The organism is Pseudomonas sp. NPDC086112 (genome assembly GCF_044746425.1).
GTDB lineage: Bacteria > Pseudomonadota > Gammaproteobacteria > Pseudomonadales > Pseudomonadaceae > Aquipseudomonas.
On the sequence record NZ_JBIVCD010000028.1, the window covers coordinates 14,941 to 29,941 of the forward strand.

Genomic DNA, 15,001 nt, shown 5'->3' on the forward strand with positions numbered 1-15,001 from the left:
CTTTGGAGGCTCACCATGGAGCACTGGAAACGCACGATCGAAAGAGCAAATCGCTGTTTCATGCTGGGCGAGCTGGTCGATGCTCGCGAGGCTTATTTGCAGGCATTGGCCTTGGCCCAGGTGTTGTTCGAGCGCTGGGCCGATGCCGACGAAGCGGTGGCGGCTTGCGTGATTTCCCACCATAACCTGGCGGACCTGCACCTGCGTCTGAACCAGCCGGAGGAGAGCGCCGAGTACCTGTGTGCGATCCATCAACGACTGTTGCAGACCATGCAGGACCCGCGACTGGCGCCAGCCTTGCGTGAAGCCGCGCTACGCCAGAGCAGCAAAACCTATGTCGAGCTGCTGAATTTCATCAGCGAACACGGCGAGTATCCGCGCACCCAGCGTTTGCTACACCGCGAGACGCCGCCCGCGCATCAGCCTGCGCCCTTACAACATGGAGTTCATTGAAATGGCTTTTACCTTGCCTGCCTTGCCGTACGCCTATGACGCCCTGGAACCGCATATCGATGCGCAGACCATGGAAATCCACTACACCAAACACCACCAGACCTACATCAACAACCTCAACGCTGCAGTCGAAGGCACTGAATTTGCTGAATGGCCGGTGGAAAAACTGGTGGCGGCGGTCCAGCAATTGCCGGAAAGGCTCCGTGCGGCGGTGATCAATCAGGGCGGGGGGCATGCCAACCATTCGTTGTTCTGGGAAGTGATGGCACCCAACGGCGGAGGCCAACCTGAAGGCGCGCTGGCCAAGGCGATCGACGAACAGCTGGGTGGTCTCGACAACTTCAAGGAAGCCTTCACCAAAGCTGCGCTGACCCGTTTCGGCAGCGGTTGGGCCTGGTTGAGCGTGACGCCGCAAAAGACCTTGATTGTTGAAAGCAGCGGCAACCAGGACAGCCCGTTGATGAATGGCAATACGCCGATCCTCGGCCTGGATGTCTGGGAGCACGCTTACTACCTGCGGTATCAGAACCGCCGCCCGGAATACATCAATGCGTTCTACAACGTGATCAATTGGCCCGAAGTCGCTGCGCGTTATCAGGCTGCGCTGGTTTAGGGGGAACTAGTTGAGAACGCCCCCTAAGTCTCTATAAAACAATCCAGGGCTGACTATGGGCACTGAAACACTGGCGGTCGGAAGTGGACGAATGTTTCGTTACGCACTGGGATCGCTGTTACTGCTGGCGGGCATGACATTATTGGCTGCCCAAGGGCTGAGCTGGCTGGACCTCGAACCGAGACTGCAGCGTGCCCTGCAAGGCGGGGCGATTTGCGCCTTGGGTACGGCTTTGGGCGCGGTGCCGGTGCTGGTGATTCGGCAGATGCCTCAGGCAGTCAGCGACATATTGCTCGGTTTCGGAGCCGGGGTGATGCTCGCCGCGACGGCGTTTTCGCTGATCGTGCCGGGCATTGCCGCGGCAGAAAACCTCGGGCTGACGCCTTGGGCGGCCAGCGGCCTGATTAGCTTCGGCATCCTTCTGGGCGCATTCGGGTTGTTTCTGGTGGATCGCAGGGTGTCTGGCGCTACGCCCGAAATGCTCGTGGGGACACTGAAGCGATCGGTGATTCCACCGCGGATCTGGTTGTTTGTGTTTGCCATCATCGCCCACAACATCCCCGAAGGCATGGCTGTCGGCGTCTCGGCCGGTGGTGGCATGCCTGACGCCGACAGCCTGGCCATGGGCATCGCATTGCAGGATGTGCCGGAAGGACTGGTCATTGCGTTGGTGTTGGCCGGGGCAGGGATGTCGCGGGTCAAGGCGTTCCTGATCGGTGCTGCATCAGGGTTGGTCGAGCCGGTCTTTGCATTGTTATGCGCCTGGCTGGTGAGCCTTGCCGAACTGCTGTTGCCGTTGGGGCTGGCACTGGCGGCCGGTGCGATGTTGCTGGTGGTGACTCACGAAGTCATCCCCGAATCGCGCCGCCATGGTCACGACAAACTGGCCAGCCTTGGGCTGCTGATCGGGTTTTGTCTGATGATGGTGATGGATACAGCGTTGGCTTGAAAAACAGGATCAGAAGATCGCAGCCTCGTTTCACTCGACAGCTCCTACTGTATGCAGATCCTTGTAGGAGCTGTCGAGTGAAACGAGGCTGCGATCTTTTGATGTTTATTCGCCTTCGTCGAAGTAGTTGTTGATCAGCTTCACTAATGCATCCAGCGCTTCCTGCTCCTGTTCGCCTTCGGTAATCAGGTGGATTTTGGTGCCCTTGCCAGCGGCCAGCATCATCATGGCCATGATGCTTTTGCCATCGACCACGGATTCTGGCGTGCGTCCTACCCTGATCGTGCAATCCTTGAACTGACCGGCGACTCCGACAAATTTTGCAGACGCGCGGGCATGCAGACCCAGCTTGTTGATAATTTCGATTTCCAGAGCAGGCATCGCGATGTGAATCCTTTAGCTGAGGTCGCGGTGGCGGACCTGGACGTTCTTCAGGGTTTTTTGCAGGACCTGACCCAGACGTTCGGTCAGGTAGACAGAGCGGTGATGCCCGCCAGTGCAGCCAATGGCAATGGTGACATAGGCGCGATTGCTGGCGGCAAAGCGGGGTAGCCACTTGAGCAAGTATGAGGAAATGTCCTGGAACATCTCTTCGACGTCCGGCTGTGCCGCCAGGTACTCGGCCACCGGTTGATCAAGCCCGGACTGTGCCCGTAGCTCCGGCTTCCAGTAGGGGTTAGGCAGGCAGCGCACGTCGAACACCAGATCGGCGTCCACCGGCATGCCCCGCTTGAACCCGAAAGATTCCACCAGGAACGCAGTGCCGGGCTCCGGCTGATTCAGCAGGCGCAGTTTGATGGTATCGCGTAGCTGATACAGGTTCAGATTGGTGGTATTGACTTTTAGGTCAGCCAGATCGGCGATAGGCCCCAGCAGATTGGTTTCATCCTGGATCGCCTCCGCCAGCGAACGATTGGCGCTGCTCAGCGGGTGACGACGGCGAGTTTCCGAAAAGCGTTTGAGCAAGGTTTCTTCGTCGGCGTCCAGATACAGCACATCGCACTGGATATGCCGGCTGCGGACCTCTTCCAGCAATTCGGGAAACCGTGACAGGTGGCTCGGCAGGTTGCGCGCATCGATGGACACGGCCACCAGCGGTTGTGCCAGTTCGGTGTGAATCAGCGCGCGTTCGGCCAGTTCCGGCAGCAAGCCGGCCGGCAGGTTGTCGATGCAGTAGTAGCCGTTGTCCTCGAGCACATCGAGGGCGGTACTTTTACCTGAGCCGGAGCGGCCACTGACGATGATCAGGCGCATGATTAGTGACCGTTCTGCTCGTCCAGGACAACCTGATACAAGGCTTCGTTGCTCGGGGCGCTGCGCAATTTTTCACGCACTTCCTTGCGATCCAGCATGCTGGCAATCTGGCGCAGCAATTCCAGGTGTGCATCGGTGGCGGCTTCCGGGACCAGCAGCACAAACAGCAGGTCAACCGGGGCACCGTCGATGGCATCGAAATCGATAGGGGCTTCCAGGTGCAGCAGCGCACTGATTGGCGAGGTGCAGCCTTTGAGCCGGCAGTGGGGGATGGCGATGCCGTTGCCGAAACCGGTAGAACCGAGTTTCTCACGGGCAATCAGGGCCTCGAAGACGTCCTGCATTTCCAGATCCGGTACTTCGCGGTGGATAAGGTTGGCAATTTGCTCGAGGGCTTTCTTTTTACTGCCACCCGGCGCGTTCACTTGGGAACGGCCGGGGGTCAGGATGGTTTCTAGTCGGATCATGGATTGGGGGTGTTAACGACCGGTCGCGCCCTGGAGGAGGCTCTGGGTCTTTTCCTTATGCTTTTTAAGTTGGCGATCCAGCTTGTCGGTCAGCAGGTCGATGGCGGCATACATGTCCGTATGCTCGGCATTGGCGACCACTTCTCCGCCGGGAATATGCAGCGTGGCTTCGATCTTCTGCAGCAGTTTTTCGACGTTCATCGTGACTTGCACATTGGTGATCTTGTCGAAATGCCTCTCTAATCGGTCGAGTTTTTCGCCGATGTAGGTGCGCAGGGGTTCGGTCACTTCCAGTTGGTGTCCACTGATGTTGACTTGCATACAGCTTCTCCTTCGTTGCCAGTGCATAAAGCGGCAGGCAGAAATGCCTGCCACTGGAACGCTGTGGCCAGCCCGGCGGCTACATCAACCGCTTCCGTTCGCTGGAAGGCGCGATCCCCAGGGATTCGCGGTACTTGGCGACGGTGCGACGGGCTACCTGAATGCCTTGTGCCTCCAGTAAACCAGCGATCTTGCTGTCACTCAACGGCTTTTTCTGATTTTCCGCGGCAACCAGTTTTTTGATGATCGCGCGGATCGCCGTGGACGAGCATTCACCGCCTTCAGAGGTACTGACGTGGCTGGAAAAAAAGTATTTCAGTTCATAGATGCCCCGTGGGGTATGCATGAATTTTTGCGTGGTCACCCGTGAAATGGTCGATTCATGCATGCCGACTGCTTCGGCAATGTCATGCAGCACCAACGGCTTCATGGCTTCGTCACCGTACTCAAGAAAGCCGCGTTGATGCTCGACGATCTGGGTGGCGACTTTCATCAGGGTTTCATTGCGGCTTTGCAGGCTCTTGATGAACCAGCGAGCCTCCTGCAGCTGATTACGCATGAAGGTGTTGTCAGCGCTGGTATCGGCGCGGCGCACGAAACCGGCATATTGGGCGTTGACCCGCAGGCGTGGCACCGATTCCTGGTTCAGCTCCACCAGCCAGCGCTCGTTGTCCTTGCGCACGATCACGTCGGGAACGACGTATTCGGCTTCGGTGGACTCGATCTGTGAGCCCGGGCGCGGGTTGAGGCTCTGGACCAATTCGATGACCTGGCGCAGCTCATCTTCCTTGAGCTTCATGCGGCGCATCAGCTGGCTGTAGTCGCGGCTGCCGAGCAGGTCGATGTAATCGGTGACCAGGCGCTTGGCTTCGGCCAGCCAAGGGGTCTTGGCGGACAACTGGCGCAGTTGCAGCAGCAGGCATTCACCCAGGTTGCGGGCGCCGATGCCAGCGGGTTCGAATTGCTGGATGCGGTGCAGGACGGCTTCGATTTCGTCGAGTTCGATGTCCAGTTCCGGGTCGAACGCTTCGAGGATTTCCTCGAGGGTTTCGTCCAGGTAGCCCTGATTGTTGATGCAGTCGATCAGGGTCACGGCGATCAGGCGATCAGTGTCGGACATCGGTGCCAGGTTCAGTTGCCAGAGCAAATGGCTTTGCAGGCTTTCACCGACCGATGTGCGGGTGGTGAAGTCCCACTCGTCGTCATCGTTGCTCGGCAGGCTGCTGGCGCTGGTCTGGTAGACATCCTCCCAGGCTGTGTCGACGGGCAATTCGTTGGGGATGCGCTCGTTCCAGTCGCCTTCCTCAAGGTTGTCCACCGTCGGGGCGGTTTCCTGGTAGGAGGGTTCCTGAATGTCGGCGTTGGGTTTCTGTTCGGCGCTATCGGCCAAGGGGTCGGCGTTATCGAAGTCGTCGCCTTCTTCCTGGCGTTCGAGCATCGGATTGGACTCCAGAGCCTCCTGGATTTCCTGTTGCAGGTCCAGGGTCGACAATTGGAGCAGGCGGATGGCCTGTTGCAGCTGCGGGGCCACCGTCAGCTGCTGCCCCATTCTCAAGACTAGCGATGGTTTCATGGCAGGGGCTTAACACCTTATTCGCCGGCGCACATGCGCCATCCACTACAGGGCGCCGAAGCGCCAAACATAAGCAAATTATATGCCCGAAACTGAAGTGTTTGCCTAGAGCGCTGTAACAATAAAAAGTTATTGATTTTTTATTGAAGTAAGCGCTCCCTCGGCGACCCGGGCACCTCAGGTGCTTACAGGCGGAACTCGTGGCCCAGATACACTTCCTTGACCAGTTCATTGGCGAGGATGGTGGCGGAGTCACCTTCAGCAATCAGTTGGCCGTCGTTGACGATGTAGGCGGTTTCGCAGATATCCAGGGTCTCACGAACGTTGTGGTCCGTGATCAGCACGCCAATGCCTTTAGCCTTGAGGTGATGGATGATCTGCTTGATGTCGCCCACCGAAATCGGGTCCACGCCGGCGAAGGGTTCGTCGAGGAGGATGAATTTCGGGTTGGTAGCCAGTGCCCGGGCGATTTCCACACGGCGGCGTTCACCACCGGACAGGCTCATGCCGAGATTGTCACGGATGTGATGGATGTGAAATTCCTGCAGCAGGCTTTCCAGCTCTTGGCGACGACCGGCCTTATCGAGCTCCTTGCGGGTCTCGAGGATGGCCATGATGTTGTCGGCCACCGACAGTTTGCGAAAGATCGACGCTTCTTGCGGAAGATAGCCGATGCCGGCCTTCGCACGACCGTGCATCGGCTGGTGGCTGACGTCCAGGTCGTCGATCAGTACGCGGCCTTGATCGGCCTGTACCAGGCCGACAATCATATAGAAACAGGTGGTTTTACCGGCGCCGTTAGGGCCAAGCAGGCCGACGATCTGACCGCTGTCGATGGACAGGCTGACGTCGCGCACGACCTGACGGCTCTTGTAGCTCTTGGCCAGATGCTGAGCTTTCAGAGTTGCCATTACTGGGCCTTTTGCTCGTCGGTTTTCTTCTTCGGCTGGATCACCATGTCGATGCGAGGGCGTGCCTCGGTGACCTTGTTACCCGTGGCGCGACCGGCGCTCGCAAGCTTTTTGACCGTGTCGTAGACGATTTTCTCGCCTTGGGTGACGTTGTTGTCCTTATCGATGACTTTGGCGCGATCGATCAGCACGACGCGGTTTTGCGAGGCGTGGTACTGGATAGTTACGCCATAGCCCTGGACCGGCTTGGTATCGCCCGCCGTTTGCAGTTGCTCGAAGTAGGCAAGGTTGCCCACCGAAGTCACCACGTCGATGTCGCCGGTCGGGGTGCGGGTGATGGTCACGGTATTGCCGGTGACCTTCATCGAGCCCTGGGTGATGATCACATCGCCCTTATAGGTGGCAACGCCGTTCTTGTCGTCCAGTTGGGCATCGTCGGCCTGAATGCGGATAGGCTGCTCTTGATCGTTCGGCAGAGCCCAGGCGCTCACGCTTCCCAGTGCTGCGCCCAGACTGAGCAAAATAGGGAGAGTTTTAACGAGCCTCATACTGTCCTCTTACGTTCGATAGCAGGTGTATCCTGCTTTCTTTCAAGTACGCTTTCATTCCGTTGCCTGTCGATACACCGCCGGCGCCGTCGATTCTAACGGGTTGATCGGTCTGCGCATATTGCTGCTGCGGGAACACGGTCATACGGGTGGTGGTAATCAGGGTTTTACGGTTTTTTTCGTCGAAACGCGTGATACGTACCGAGTCAATCAGCTCGACCTGAGTGCCGTCCGGGTTGACTTCGCCGCGCTCGCTCTGGACGTGCCAGGGGAATTCGGTGCCACGGAACATGTTCAGGTCCGGATTGCTCAGCAACGTCACCTCGCTCGCTTTCACGTGTTCGACCTTGTCCGACGTCATCTCGTATTGCAGTTTGCCGTCGGGCAGGTACTGCACGCTGTGGGCGTTGATGGCGTAATAGTCGATCGCGGTTTCATCGACCTTCACCACCGGCTTGTCGAGGAAACGCTCCGGGCTGATGTTCCAGTAGCCGACCGCTGCAAAAATCGCGGCGATGCAACCGAACACCAGGATGTTACGAATTTTCTTGCTCAGCATGATGGGCTCACAGGTACGCGGCGTTGGCCGCATCGAGGCGGCCCTGGGCGCGCAGGATCAATTCGCAGAATTCGCGAGCGGCCCCCTCGCCACCGCGGGCCTGGGTGATGCCGTGGGCGTGTTCGCGCACGAAACTGGCAGCGCTGGCCACCGCCATGCCAAGGCCTACGCGGCGAATCACCGGCAGGTCCGGCAGGTCGTCGCCCAGATAGGCCACTTGTTCATAGCTCAGGTTGAGCTGGCCAAGAAGTTCGTCGAGCACCACCAGTTTGTCTTCGCGACCCTGATAAAGGTGCGGAATACCGAGGTTCTTCGCGCGCCGTTCAACCACCGGGGTCTTGCGGCCACTGATAATAGCGGTCTGCACGCCCGCGGCCATCAACATCTTGATGCCCTGGCCGTCGAGGGTGTTGAACGTCTTGAATTCGCTACCGTCTTCGAGGAAGTACAGGCGCCCGTCGGTCAGCACGCCATCGACGTCGAACACCGCCAGTTTGATCTGTTTGCCGCGTTGCAGCAGGTCCGTGCTCATTACATTACTCCCGCACGCAGCAAATCGTGCATGTTCAAGGCGCCGACCGGACGGTCTTCGCTGTCGACCACTACCAGTGCGTTGATCTTGTGGTCTTCCATGATTTTCAGGGCCTCGGCGGCGAGCATCTCGGCGCGGGCGGTCTTGCCGTGGGCGGTCATCACTTCATCAATGGTCGTGCTGTGGATATCGATGGTACGGTCCAGCGTGCGACGCAGGTCGCCGTCGGTGAAGATCCCGGCGAGTTTGCCATCCGTGCTCAGTACAACGGTCATGCCCAATCCCTTACGGGTCATTTCCATCAAGGCATCCTTGAGCAGCGTACCGCACATCACTTGCGGCAATTCGGTGCCGGCATGCATGACGTTTTCCACTTTCAGCAACAAGCGGCGGCCAAGGGCGCCGCCCGGGTGGGAAAAGGCGAAATCTTCGGCGGTAAAGCCGCGAGCTTCAAGCAAGGCAACGGCGAGAGCATCACCCATGACCAGTGCCGCGGTGGTCGACGAGGTAGGTGCCAGATTCAGCGGGCAGGCTTCGTGTTCGACGCTTACATTGAGGTTGACTTCCGCTGCCTTGGCCAGCGGCGACTCGGGGTTGCCGGTCAGGCTGATCATTTGAATGCCCTGGCGTTTGATCAGCGGCAGCAAGGTGACGATCTCGTTGGTGGAGCCGGAATTCGACAGCGCCAGAATGATGTCATCGCGGGTGATCATGCCCATGTCGCCATGGCTGGCTTCGGCCGGATGCACGAAGAAGGCTGTGGTGCCGGTGCTGGCCAGGGTGGCGGCAATCTTGTTGCCGATGTGCCCCGATTTGCCCATGCCGACCACGACCACGCGGCCTTTGCTGGCCAGAATCATCTCGCACGCACGTACGAAATCCGCATTGATATTGGGTAGCAAGCCTTGTACGGCTTCCAGTTCGAGGCGGATGGTACGTTGTGCGGATTGAATCAGGTCGCTGGATTGGTTCATGTCGGAAATCGAATAGCCTGATGAAAAGGCGGCGATTATAGCGGTAATGATCAAAACCCTCACGCTAGTTCGTCGCGGTTTGTCATTCCTTGTTACCTAATCCTCTCTAAATAGATGATTTCGGGTGGTCATGTTGCTGAACATGCCCGGCTTGGGCCTTGGGCGCTTGAGCTTTGCAGTGATATAGTTCGCCGCCAGTTCGGCCTGCCCGGGGAGGTATGTGCTTTCGCCAGAAAGCCAGGCGTCCGAGTGAGAGGCTGCATCGCAAGGAGTTTAGATGAGTGCCGATAACGCCTACGCGGTCGAGCTGAAGGGACTGACCTTCAAGCGCGGTACGCGCAGCATTTTCAATAACATCGATATCCGCATCCCGCGCGGCAAGGTTACCGGCATCATGGGACCTTCCGGGTGTGGCAAGACCACGCTGTTGCGGCTGATCGGCGCACAATTGCGCCCCACCAGCGGCGAAGTCTGGGTCAATGGCCAGAACCTGCCAACACTGTCGCGCAACGATCTGTTCGATGCGCGCAAGCACATGGGTGTGCTGTTTCAGAGCGGTGCATTGTTTACCGACCTTGATGTGTTCGAGAACGTCGCCTTTCCGCTGCGTGTTCATACAGCGCTGCCGGAAGAAATGATCCGCGACATTGTCCTGCTCAAATTGCAGGCTGTTGGCTTGCGTGGCGCCATCGACCTGATGCCTGACGAATTGTCCGGCGGCATGAAACGTCGCGTCGCGCTGGCTCGGGCAATTGCTCTCGATCCGCGAATCCTGATGTACGACGAGCCTTTCGTCGGCCAGGACCCGATCGCCATGGGCGTGCTGGTGCGCCTGATCCGCCTGCTCAACGATGCGCTGGGCATCACCAGCATTGTGGTTTCCCACGACCTGGCCGAGACCGCGAGCATCGCCGACCACCTCATCGTGGTGGGCGATGGGCAAGTGTTGGGGCAAGGCACGCCCAAGGATCTGATGAAATCGGATGAGCCACGTATTCGTCAATTCCTGACTGGCGAACCCGACGGCCCGGTCGCATACCACTTTCCAGCGCCGGATTACCGCGCAGATCTTCTGGGGAAGCGTTGATGCGCAAGATCACACTAATAGAAAGGGTGCGCCGTTTCGGTCATGCCGGCATCGATGTGATGGCGGTGTTCGGGCGTTCGGCGTTGTTCCTGTTTCATGCCTTGCTCGGTCGTGGCGGCATCGGCGGCGGTTTTGGCTTGCTGGTCAAGCAACTGCATTCGGTGGGCGTGATGTCCCTGGTGATCATCGTGGTTTCCGGGGTGTTCATCGGCATGGTGCTGGCCCTGCAGGGGTTCAATATTCTGTCCAGCTACGGTTCGGAACAGGCCGTCGGGCAGATGGTTGCGTTGACGTTGCTGCGTGAGCTGGGGCCGGTGGTCACGGCCTTGCTGTTCGCCGGCCGCGCAGGGTCGGCGCTGACCGCTGAAATCGGCAACATGAAGTCCACCGAGCAATTGTCCAGCCTGGAAATGATCGGGGTCGACCCGCTCAAGTACATCATTGCCCCGCGCCTGTGGGCCGGCTTCATTTCCTTGCCGGTGCTGACGACGATTTTCAGCGTGGTGGGTATCTGGGGCGGTTCATGGGTGGCCGTCGACTGGCTGGGTGTCTATGAAGGCTCCTACTGGTCGAACATGCAAAACAGCGTGACGTTTGTCGACGATGTGCTCAACGGCATTATCAAAAGCATGGTTTTTGCCTTCGTCGTGACCTGGATCGCCGTATTCCAAGGCTATGACTGCGAGCCCACTTCCGAGGGGATCAGTCGTGCCACTACCAAGACCGTGGTGTATGCCTCTTTGGCTGTACTTGGCCTGGACTTTATCTTGACCGCCTTGATGTTTGGAGATTTCTGATGCAAAACCGCACCCTGGAAATCGGTGTCGGCCTTTTCTTGCTGGCTGGCATCCTGGCTTTGCTGTTGCTTGCGCTGCGGGTCAGTGGCCTGGCTCCGACGGCGAGCACCGATACTTATAAACTTTATGCGTATTTCGACAATATCGCCGGTTTGACGGTCAGAGCTAAAGTGACCATGGCCGGTGTCACCATCGGCAAAGTCACCGCAATCGATCTGGATCGCGACAGCTTCACCGGTCGGGTGACCATGCAACTGGAAAAGCGCGTAGATAATCTGCCGACCGACTCCACTGCATCTATCCTGACCGCTGGCCTGTTGGGTGAGAAATACATCGGTATCAGCGTGGGTGGGGAAGAAACCCTGCTCAAGGAGGGGGGAACCATCCACGACACGCAGTCGTCGCTGGTGCTCGAGGACCTGATCGGTAAATTCCTGCTCAATACCGTTAGCAAAGACGCCAAATGAGGAGCTTTTGAATGATCTCTATCTTGCGACGTGGCCTGTTGGTGATACTCGCGGCCTTGCCGTTGATGGCTAACGCCGTGGCGGCGCCGTCGGCGCACGAACTGGTGCAGGACACCACCAACCGGTTGTTGGCGGATCTTTCTGCCAACAAAGAGAAATACAAGCAGGATCCGCAGGACTTCTATGCGGCGCTGAACAGCATTGTCGGGCCTGTCGTGGATGCCGAGGGTATTTCCAAGAGCATCATGACAGTCAAATACTCGCGCAAAGCCACGCCTGAGCAGATGAAGACGTTTCAGGAAAACTTCAAAAAGGGTCTGTTCCAGTTCTATGGCAATGCCCTGCTGGAGTATGACAACCAGGGTATCGTCGTCGATCCTGCCAAGGATGAGTCGGGAGACCGTACCAGCGTTGGCATGACGGTCAAAGGCAGCAGTGGCGCGATTTATCCTGTGTCTTACACACTGGAAAAGATCAATGGCGAGTGGAAACTGCGCAACGTGATCATCAACGGCATCAACATTGGCAAGCTGTTCCGCGATCAGTTCGCTGATGCGATGCAGCGCAATGGCAACGATCTGGACAAGACCATCAACGGTTGGGCCGGGGAAGTCGCCAAAGCCAAGGAAGCCACCGAAAAATCTACCGAGAACCAAACCCAATGAGTGAGTCGGCCATTCGCATGAGCGAATCCGGCGAGCTGCTGCTCAGTGGCGTGCTGGATTACCGCACAGGCCCGAACCTGCGCAAGCAGGGGCAGGCGCTGATCAAGTCCAGCAACGCGGCTGCGCTGGTGGTTGATTGCTCAGCGGTGGAGAAGTCCAGCAGCGTCGGCTTGTCGCTGTTGCTGTGCTTCATGCGCGATGCCCAGGCGGCCGGCAAGGCCCTGAGCATTCGCGCGATGCCCGACGATATGCGCGAAATCGCTCAGGTCAGCGAATTGACCGAGCTGTTGGCGCACCCCTGAACCGCATCTATAAAGAAGCCCCCCGTCAGAGTCCTGTGAATGCGGGGTTCGCAGGCGCGGGGCTTTTTTGTATGATGTCCGACCCGCGCGCACAGGGCGCCGATTGAGGTTGAGCATGCAGGCCGTAGAAGTGAAGAGCTTCCTTGAAGGAAAGCTGCCAGGAACCCTAGTAGAAGTCGAGGGCGAAGGCTGCAACTTTCAGCTGAACGTGATTAGCGATGAACTGGCGGCGTTGAGCCCGGTGAAGCGTCAGCAGCAGATCTATGCCCATTTGAACCCATGGATCACCGATGGCAGCATCCATGCGGTCACTATGAAATTTTTCAGCAGCGCGGCCTGGGCCGAGCGCACCTGAGCCCAAGGGCGTCGAGATTCTTATGGATAAATTGATTATTACTGGCGGTGCTCGTCTTGACGGCGAAATCCGCATCTCCGGGGCAAAGAACTCTGCCCTGCCGATCCTGGCTGCAACCCTGCTGTGCGATGGCCCGGTGACCGTTGCCAACCTGCCGCACCTGCACGACATCACCACGATGATCGAGCTGTTCGGCCGCATGGGCATCGAGCCGGTGATCGACGAGAAGCTCAGCGTCGAAATCGACCCGCGTACCATCAAGACCCTGATCGCGCCGTACGAACTGGTGAAAACCATGCGTGCCTCGATCCTGGTGCTGGGCCCGATGGTTGCCCGTTTCGGTGAAGCCGAAGTCGCACTGCCTGGCGGTTGCGCCATCGGTTCGCGTCCGGTCGACCTGCACATCCGTGGCCTCGAAGCCATGGGCGCGGTCATCGACGTCGAAGGCGGCTACATCAAGGCCAAGGCCCCTGAAGGCGGCCTGCGCGGTGCGCACTTCTTCTTCGACACCGTCAGCGTGACCGGTACCGAGAACATCATGATGGCGGCCGCTCTGGCCAAGGGCCGTAGCGTGCTGGCGAACGCCGCTCGCGAGCCTGAGGTCATCGACCTGGCGAACTTCCTGAACGCCATGGGCGCCAAGATCACTGGCGCCGGCACCGACACTATCACCATCGATGGCGTCGAGCGTCTGCACCCGACCACTTACAAGGTGATGCCTGACCGTATCGAGACCGGCACCTACCTGGTGGCGGCGGCGGTGACCGGCGGTCGTGTGAAGGTCAAGGACACTGATCCGACCATCCTCGAAGCCGTTCTGGAAAAGCTCCGCGAATCGGGTGCCGAAATCACCTGCGGCGAAGACTGGATCGAGCTGAACATGCATGGCAAGCGGCCAAAAGCCGTCAACGTGCGGACCGCTCCATACCCGGCGTTCCCGACCGACATGCAGGCGCAGTTCATCTCCCTCAACGCCATTGCCGAAGGCACTGGTGCGGTGATCGAGACGATCTTCGAAAACCGCTTCATGCACGTTTACGAGCTGCACCGCATGGGCGCTCACATCCAGGTCGAAGGCAACACGGCCATCGTCACCGGCATCGAGAAGCTCAAGGGCGCGCCAGTAATGGCCACCGACCTGCGTGCTTCGGCCAGCCTGGTGATCTCGGCGCTGATCGCCGAAGGCGATACCCTGATCGACCGCATCTACCACATCGACCGTGGTTACGAGTGCATCGAAGAGAAACTGCAGATGCTCGGCGCGAAGATCCGCCGCGTACCGGGCTAGTTTCTGCTGCATGGGCGCAAGGACGCGCCCGTTGATTTTGTTCAAGTCGGGGCTGGTAACGGCCTCGATGTATGTCCGGCGCCGTTTGCGACCGGGCATGAGTACCTTGATAAGGACTGACGTTTCCCATGTTGACCATCGCACTGTCCAAGGGCCGCATCCTTGACGACACCCTGCCGCTTCTGGCTGAAGCGGGCATCGTGCCGACCGAGAATCCGGACAAGAGCCGCAAGCTGATCATCCCCACAACCCAGGCCGATGTGCGCTTGCTGATCGTGCGCGCCACCGATGTGCCGACTTATGTCGAGCATGGTGCCGCGGACCTCGGCGTCGCCGGTAAAGATGTGCTGATGGAATATGGCGGTCAGGGTCTGTACGAGCCTCTGGACCTGCGAATTGCCCTCTGCAAGCTGATGACCGCCGGCCGTGTCGGCGATGTCGAGCCCAAGGGCCGTCTACGGGTGGCGACCAAATTCGTCAACGTCGCCAAGCGTTACTATGCCGAGCAGGGGCGTCAGGTCGACATCATCAAGCTCTACGGCTCGATGGAGCTGGCGCCGCTGATCGGTCTGGCGGACAAGATCATCGACGTAGTCGACACCGGTAACACCCTGCGTGCCAATGGCCTGGAGCCCCAGGATTTCATTGCCGACATCAGCTCCCGGCTGATCGTCAACAAAGCTTCGATGAAAATGCAGCACGCCCGAATCCAGGCGTTGATCGACACCCTGCGCAAAGCAGTGGAGTCTCGACACCGCGGCTGATTCACTCGCGCGACCTTGAGTCGCGCCCGTCTATCCGCCTCATAGCCAGAATTCTCAGGTGCCCAAGCGGAAACGACTGCTAAGTTAGGGCGCCTGAGTTTTTGCCAATCCTATGAGGCTCT

General features: G+C 58.7%; 21 protein-coding genes. 11 read left to right on the forward strand and 10 right to left on the reverse strand.

The annotated features are described in order from the left end of the window. Positions 1-15 precede the first annotated feature (15 nt). Genes ACIPLA_RS18850 through ACIPLA_RS18860 form a run of 3 tightly spaced genes read left to right on the forward strand, consistent with a single transcriptional unit; the run spans position 16 to position 2,015 of the window. A complete protein-coding gene (locus tag ACIPLA_RS18850; protein ID WP_123498985.1) occupies positions 16-453 on the forward strand; it encodes a hypothetical protein in 438 nt (145 codons plus the stop codon). A 1-nt stretch (position 454) separates the two neighbouring features. Further along, positions 455-1,066, forward strand: a complete 612-nt coding sequence (locus ACIPLA_RS18855; protein ID WP_401174984.1) for a superoxide dismutase — start codon at positions 455-457, stop codon at positions 1,064-1,066. Between the two features lie 55 nt (positions 1,067-1,121). Continuing rightward, complete coding sequence (locus tag ACIPLA_RS18860) at positions 1,122-2,015, forward strand: ZIP family metal transporter (RefSeq protein WP_218398687.1); 894 nt, start codon at positions 1,122-1,124, stop codon at positions 2,013-2,015. Between the two features lie 105 nt (positions 2,016-2,120). Here the strand turns inward: ACIPLA_RS18860 and ACIPLA_RS18865 are convergent, their stop codons facing one another. The 10 genes from ACIPLA_RS18865 to ACIPLA_RS18910 all read right to left on the reverse strand — a co-directional run bounded on the left by ACIPLA_RS18865 (position 2,121) and on the right by ACIPLA_RS18910 (position 9,154). Next, positions 2,121-2,396, reverse strand: coding sequence for an HPr family phosphocarrier protein (locus ACIPLA_RS18865; RefSeq protein ID WP_123498991.1), 276 nt, complete (start codon positions 2,394-2,396; stop codon positions 2,121-2,123). A 15-nt stretch (positions 2,397-2,411) separates the two neighbouring features. Next, positions 2,412-3,269: an RNase adapter RapZ gene (gene rapZ / locus ACIPLA_RS18870; protein WP_123498993.1), complete on the reverse strand. Its 858-nt coding sequence runs from the start codon at positions 3,267-3,269 to the stop codon at positions 2,412-2,414. A 2-nt stretch (positions 3,270-3,271) separates the two neighbouring features. After that, positions 3,272-3,736, reverse strand: coding sequence for a PTS IIA-like nitrogen regulatory protein PtsN (ptsN, locus tag ACIPLA_RS18875; protein ID WP_007901530.1), 465 nt, complete (start codon positions 3,734-3,736; stop codon positions 3,272-3,274). A gap of 12 nt (positions 3,737-3,748) precedes the next feature. Beyond that, entirely contained in the window at positions 3,749-4,057 is a 309-nt protein-coding gene (gene hpf, locus ACIPLA_RS18880) for a ribosome hibernation-promoting factor, HPF/YfiA family (RefSeq protein WP_003178005.1), read from the reverse strand. A gap of 79 nt (positions 4,058-4,136) precedes the next feature. Beyond that, the gene (locus ACIPLA_RS18885; RefSeq protein WP_401174989.1) at positions 4,137-5,630 is read right to left on the reverse strand and encodes an RNA polymerase factor sigma-54; all 1,494 of its coding nucleotides are present in this window, start codon (positions 5,628-5,630) and stop codon (positions 4,137-4,139) included. Between the two features lie 185 nt (positions 5,631-5,815). After that, positions 5,816-6,541: an LPS export ABC transporter ATP-binding protein gene (gene lptB / locus ACIPLA_RS18890; protein ID WP_030128011.1), complete on the reverse strand. Its 726-nt coding sequence runs from the start codon at positions 6,539-6,541 to the stop codon at positions 5,816-5,818. Next, a complete protein-coding gene (gene lptA, locus ACIPLA_RS18895; RefSeq protein WP_007901540.1) occupies positions 6,541-7,089 on the reverse strand; it encodes a lipopolysaccharide transport periplasmic protein LptA in 549 nt (182 codons plus the stop codon). Before lptA ends, lptB begins: the two co-directional genes overlap by 1 nt. Further along, on the reverse strand, positions 7,076-7,648 hold the full coding sequence (gene lptC / locus ACIPLA_RS18900) for an LPS export ABC transporter periplasmic protein LptC (RefSeq protein ID WP_218398688.1): 573 nt from the start codon (positions 7,646-7,648) through the stop codon (positions 7,076-7,078). Before lptC ends, lptA begins: the two co-directional genes overlap by 14 nt. Positions 7,649-7,655: 7 nt before the next feature. Continuing rightward, positions 7,656-8,180, reverse strand: a complete 525-nt coding sequence (locus ACIPLA_RS18905) for an HAD family hydrolase (RefSeq protein ID WP_192346224.1) — start codon at positions 8,178-8,180, stop codon at positions 7,656-7,658. After that, positions 8,180-9,154, reverse strand: coding sequence for a KpsF/GutQ family sugar-phosphate isomerase (locus tag ACIPLA_RS18910; protein WP_123498997.1), 975 nt, complete (start codon positions 9,152-9,154; stop codon positions 8,180-8,182). The genes ACIPLA_RS18905 and ACIPLA_RS18910 overlap by 1 nt, the downstream gene beginning before the upstream one ends. 277 nt (positions 9,155-9,431) lie before the next feature. Between ACIPLA_RS18910 and ACIPLA_RS18915 the strand changes: the two genes are divergently transcribed. From ACIPLA_RS18915 to hisG, 8 genes are all read left to right on the forward strand, one after another. Next, positions 9,432-10,241: an ATP-binding cassette domain-containing protein gene (locus ACIPLA_RS18915; protein ID WP_218398689.1), complete on the forward strand. Its 810-nt coding sequence runs from the start codon at positions 9,432-9,434 to the stop codon at positions 10,239-10,241. Then, positions 10,241-11,038: a lipid asymmetry maintenance ABC transporter permease subunit MlaE gene (gene mlaE, locus ACIPLA_RS18920; RefSeq protein ID WP_123499001.1), complete on the forward strand. Its 798-nt coding sequence runs from the start codon at positions 10,241-10,243 to the stop codon at positions 11,036-11,038. The genes ACIPLA_RS18915 and mlaE overlap by 1 nt, the downstream gene beginning before the upstream one ends. After that, positions 11,038-11,505 (forward strand): outer membrane lipid asymmetry maintenance protein MlaD, encoded by a 468-nt coding sequence (gene mlaD / locus ACIPLA_RS18925; RefSeq protein WP_008070583.1) that lies wholly within the window; start codon positions 11,038-11,040, stop codon positions 11,503-11,505. Before mlaE ends, mlaD begins: the two co-directional genes overlap by 1 nt. Positions 11,506-11,516: 11 nt before the next feature. Continuing rightward, positions 11,517-12,170: a phospholipid-binding protein MlaC gene (locus tag ACIPLA_RS18930; RefSeq protein WP_218398690.1), complete on the forward strand. Its 654-nt coding sequence runs from the start codon at positions 11,517-11,519 to the stop codon at positions 12,168-12,170. Further along, the gene (locus ACIPLA_RS18935) at positions 12,167-12,472 is read left to right on the forward strand and encodes a lipid asymmetry maintenance protein MlaB (RefSeq protein WP_008070580.1); all 306 of its coding nucleotides are present in this window, start codon (positions 12,167-12,169) and stop codon (positions 12,470-12,472) included. The genes ACIPLA_RS18930 and ACIPLA_RS18935 overlap by 4 nt, the downstream gene beginning before the upstream one ends. A gap of 115 nt (positions 12,473-12,587) precedes the next feature. After that, positions 12,588-12,827, forward strand: coding sequence for a BolA family protein (locus ACIPLA_RS18940; protein WP_007912386.1), 240 nt, complete (start codon positions 12,588-12,590; stop codon positions 12,825-12,827). A gap of 22 nt (positions 12,828-12,849) precedes the next feature. Next, positions 12,850-14,115 (forward strand): UDP-N-acetylglucosamine 1-carboxyvinyltransferase, encoded by a 1,266-nt coding sequence (gene murA, locus ACIPLA_RS18945; RefSeq protein ID WP_123499005.1) that lies wholly within the window; start codon positions 12,850-12,852, stop codon positions 14,113-14,115. A 128-nt stretch (positions 14,116-14,243) separates the two neighbouring features. Continuing rightward, positions 14,244-14,879 carry an ATP phosphoribosyltransferase gene (hisG, locus tag ACIPLA_RS18950; protein ID WP_007901570.1) on the forward strand — a complete coding sequence of 212 codons (636 nt, stop codon included), beginning with the start codon at positions 14,244-14,246 and terminating at the stop codon, positions 14,877-14,879. Positions 14,880-15,001: the final 122 nt, after the last annotated feature.

Excerpts from the sequence above, each read along its gene's own strand:
- ACIPLA_RS18850 (WP_123498985.1), top strand. The coding sequence starts at position 16 with ATGGAGCACTGGAAACGCACGATCGAAAGAGCAAATCGCTGTTTCATG.
- ACIPLA_RS18855 (WP_401174984.1), top strand. The coding sequence starts at position 455 with ATGGCTTTTACCTTGCCTGCCTTGCCGTACGCCTATGACGCCCTGGAA.
- ACIPLA_RS18860 (WP_218398687.1), top strand. The coding sequence starts at position 1,122 with ATGGGCACTGAAACACTGGCGGTCGGAAGTGGACGAATGTTTCGTTAC.
- ACIPLA_RS18865 (WP_123498991.1), bottom strand. The coding sequence starts at position 2,396 with ATGCCTGCTCTGGAAATCGAAATTATCAACAAGCTGGGTCTGCATGCC.
- rapZ (WP_123498993.1), bottom strand. The coding sequence starts at position 3,269 with ATGCGCCTGATCATCGTCAGTGGCCGCTCCGGCTCAGGTAAAAGTACC.
- ptsN (WP_007901530.1), bottom strand. The coding sequence starts at position 3,736 with ATGATCCGACTAGAAACCATCCTGACCCCCGGCCGTTCCCAAGTGAAC.
- hpf (WP_003178005.1), bottom strand. The coding sequence starts at position 4,057 with ATGCAAGTCAACATCAGTGGACACCAACTGGAAGTGACCGAACCCCTG.
- ACIPLA_RS18885 (WP_401174989.1), bottom strand. The coding sequence starts at position 5,630 with ATGAAACCATCGCTAGTCTTGAGAATGGGGCAGCAGCTGACGGTGGCC.
- lptB (WP_030128011.1), bottom strand. The coding sequence starts at position 6,541 with ATGGCAACTCTGAAAGCTCAGCATCTGGCCAAGAGCTACAAGAGCCGT.
- lptA (WP_007901540.1), bottom strand. The coding sequence starts at position 7,089 with ATGAGGCTCGTTAAAACTCTCCCTATTTTGCTCAGTCTGGGCGCAGCA.
- lptC (WP_218398688.1), bottom strand. The coding sequence starts at position 7,648 with ATGCTGAGCAAGAAAATTCGTAACATCCTGGTGTTCGGTTGCATCGCC.
- ACIPLA_RS18905 (WP_192346224.1), bottom strand. The coding sequence starts at position 8,180 with ATGAGCACGGACCTGCTGCAACGCGGCAAACAGATCAAACTGGCGGTG.
- ACIPLA_RS18910 (WP_123498997.1), bottom strand. The coding sequence starts at position 9,154 with ATGAACCAATCCAGCGACCTGATTCAATCCGCACAACGTACCATCCGC.
- ACIPLA_RS18915 (WP_218398689.1), top strand. The coding sequence starts at position 9,432 with ATGAGTGCCGATAACGCCTACGCGGTCGAGCTGAAGGGACTGACCTTC.
- mlaE (WP_123499001.1), top strand. The coding sequence starts at position 10,241 with ATGCGCAAGATCACACTAATAGAAAGGGTGCGCCGTTTCGGTCATGCC.
- mlaD (WP_008070583.1), top strand. The coding sequence starts at position 11,038 with ATGCAAAACCGCACCCTGGAAATCGGTGTCGGCCTTTTCTTGCTGGCT.
- ACIPLA_RS18930 (WP_218398690.1), top strand. The coding sequence starts at position 11,517 with ATGATCTCTATCTTGCGACGTGGCCTGTTGGTGATACTCGCGGCCTTG.
- ACIPLA_RS18935 (WP_008070580.1), top strand. The coding sequence starts at position 12,167 with ATGAGTGAGTCGGCCATTCGCATGAGCGAATCCGGCGAGCTGCTGCTC.
- ACIPLA_RS18940 (WP_007912386.1), top strand. The coding sequence starts at position 12,588 with ATGCAGGCCGTAGAAGTGAAGAGCTTCCTTGAAGGAAAGCTGCCAGGA.
- murA (WP_123499005.1), top strand. The coding sequence starts at position 12,850 with ATGGATAAATTGATTATTACTGGCGGTGCTCGTCTTGACGGCGAAATC.
- hisG (WP_007901570.1), top strand. The coding sequence starts at position 14,244 with ATGTTGACCATCGCACTGTCCAAGGGCCGCATCCTTGACGACACCCTG.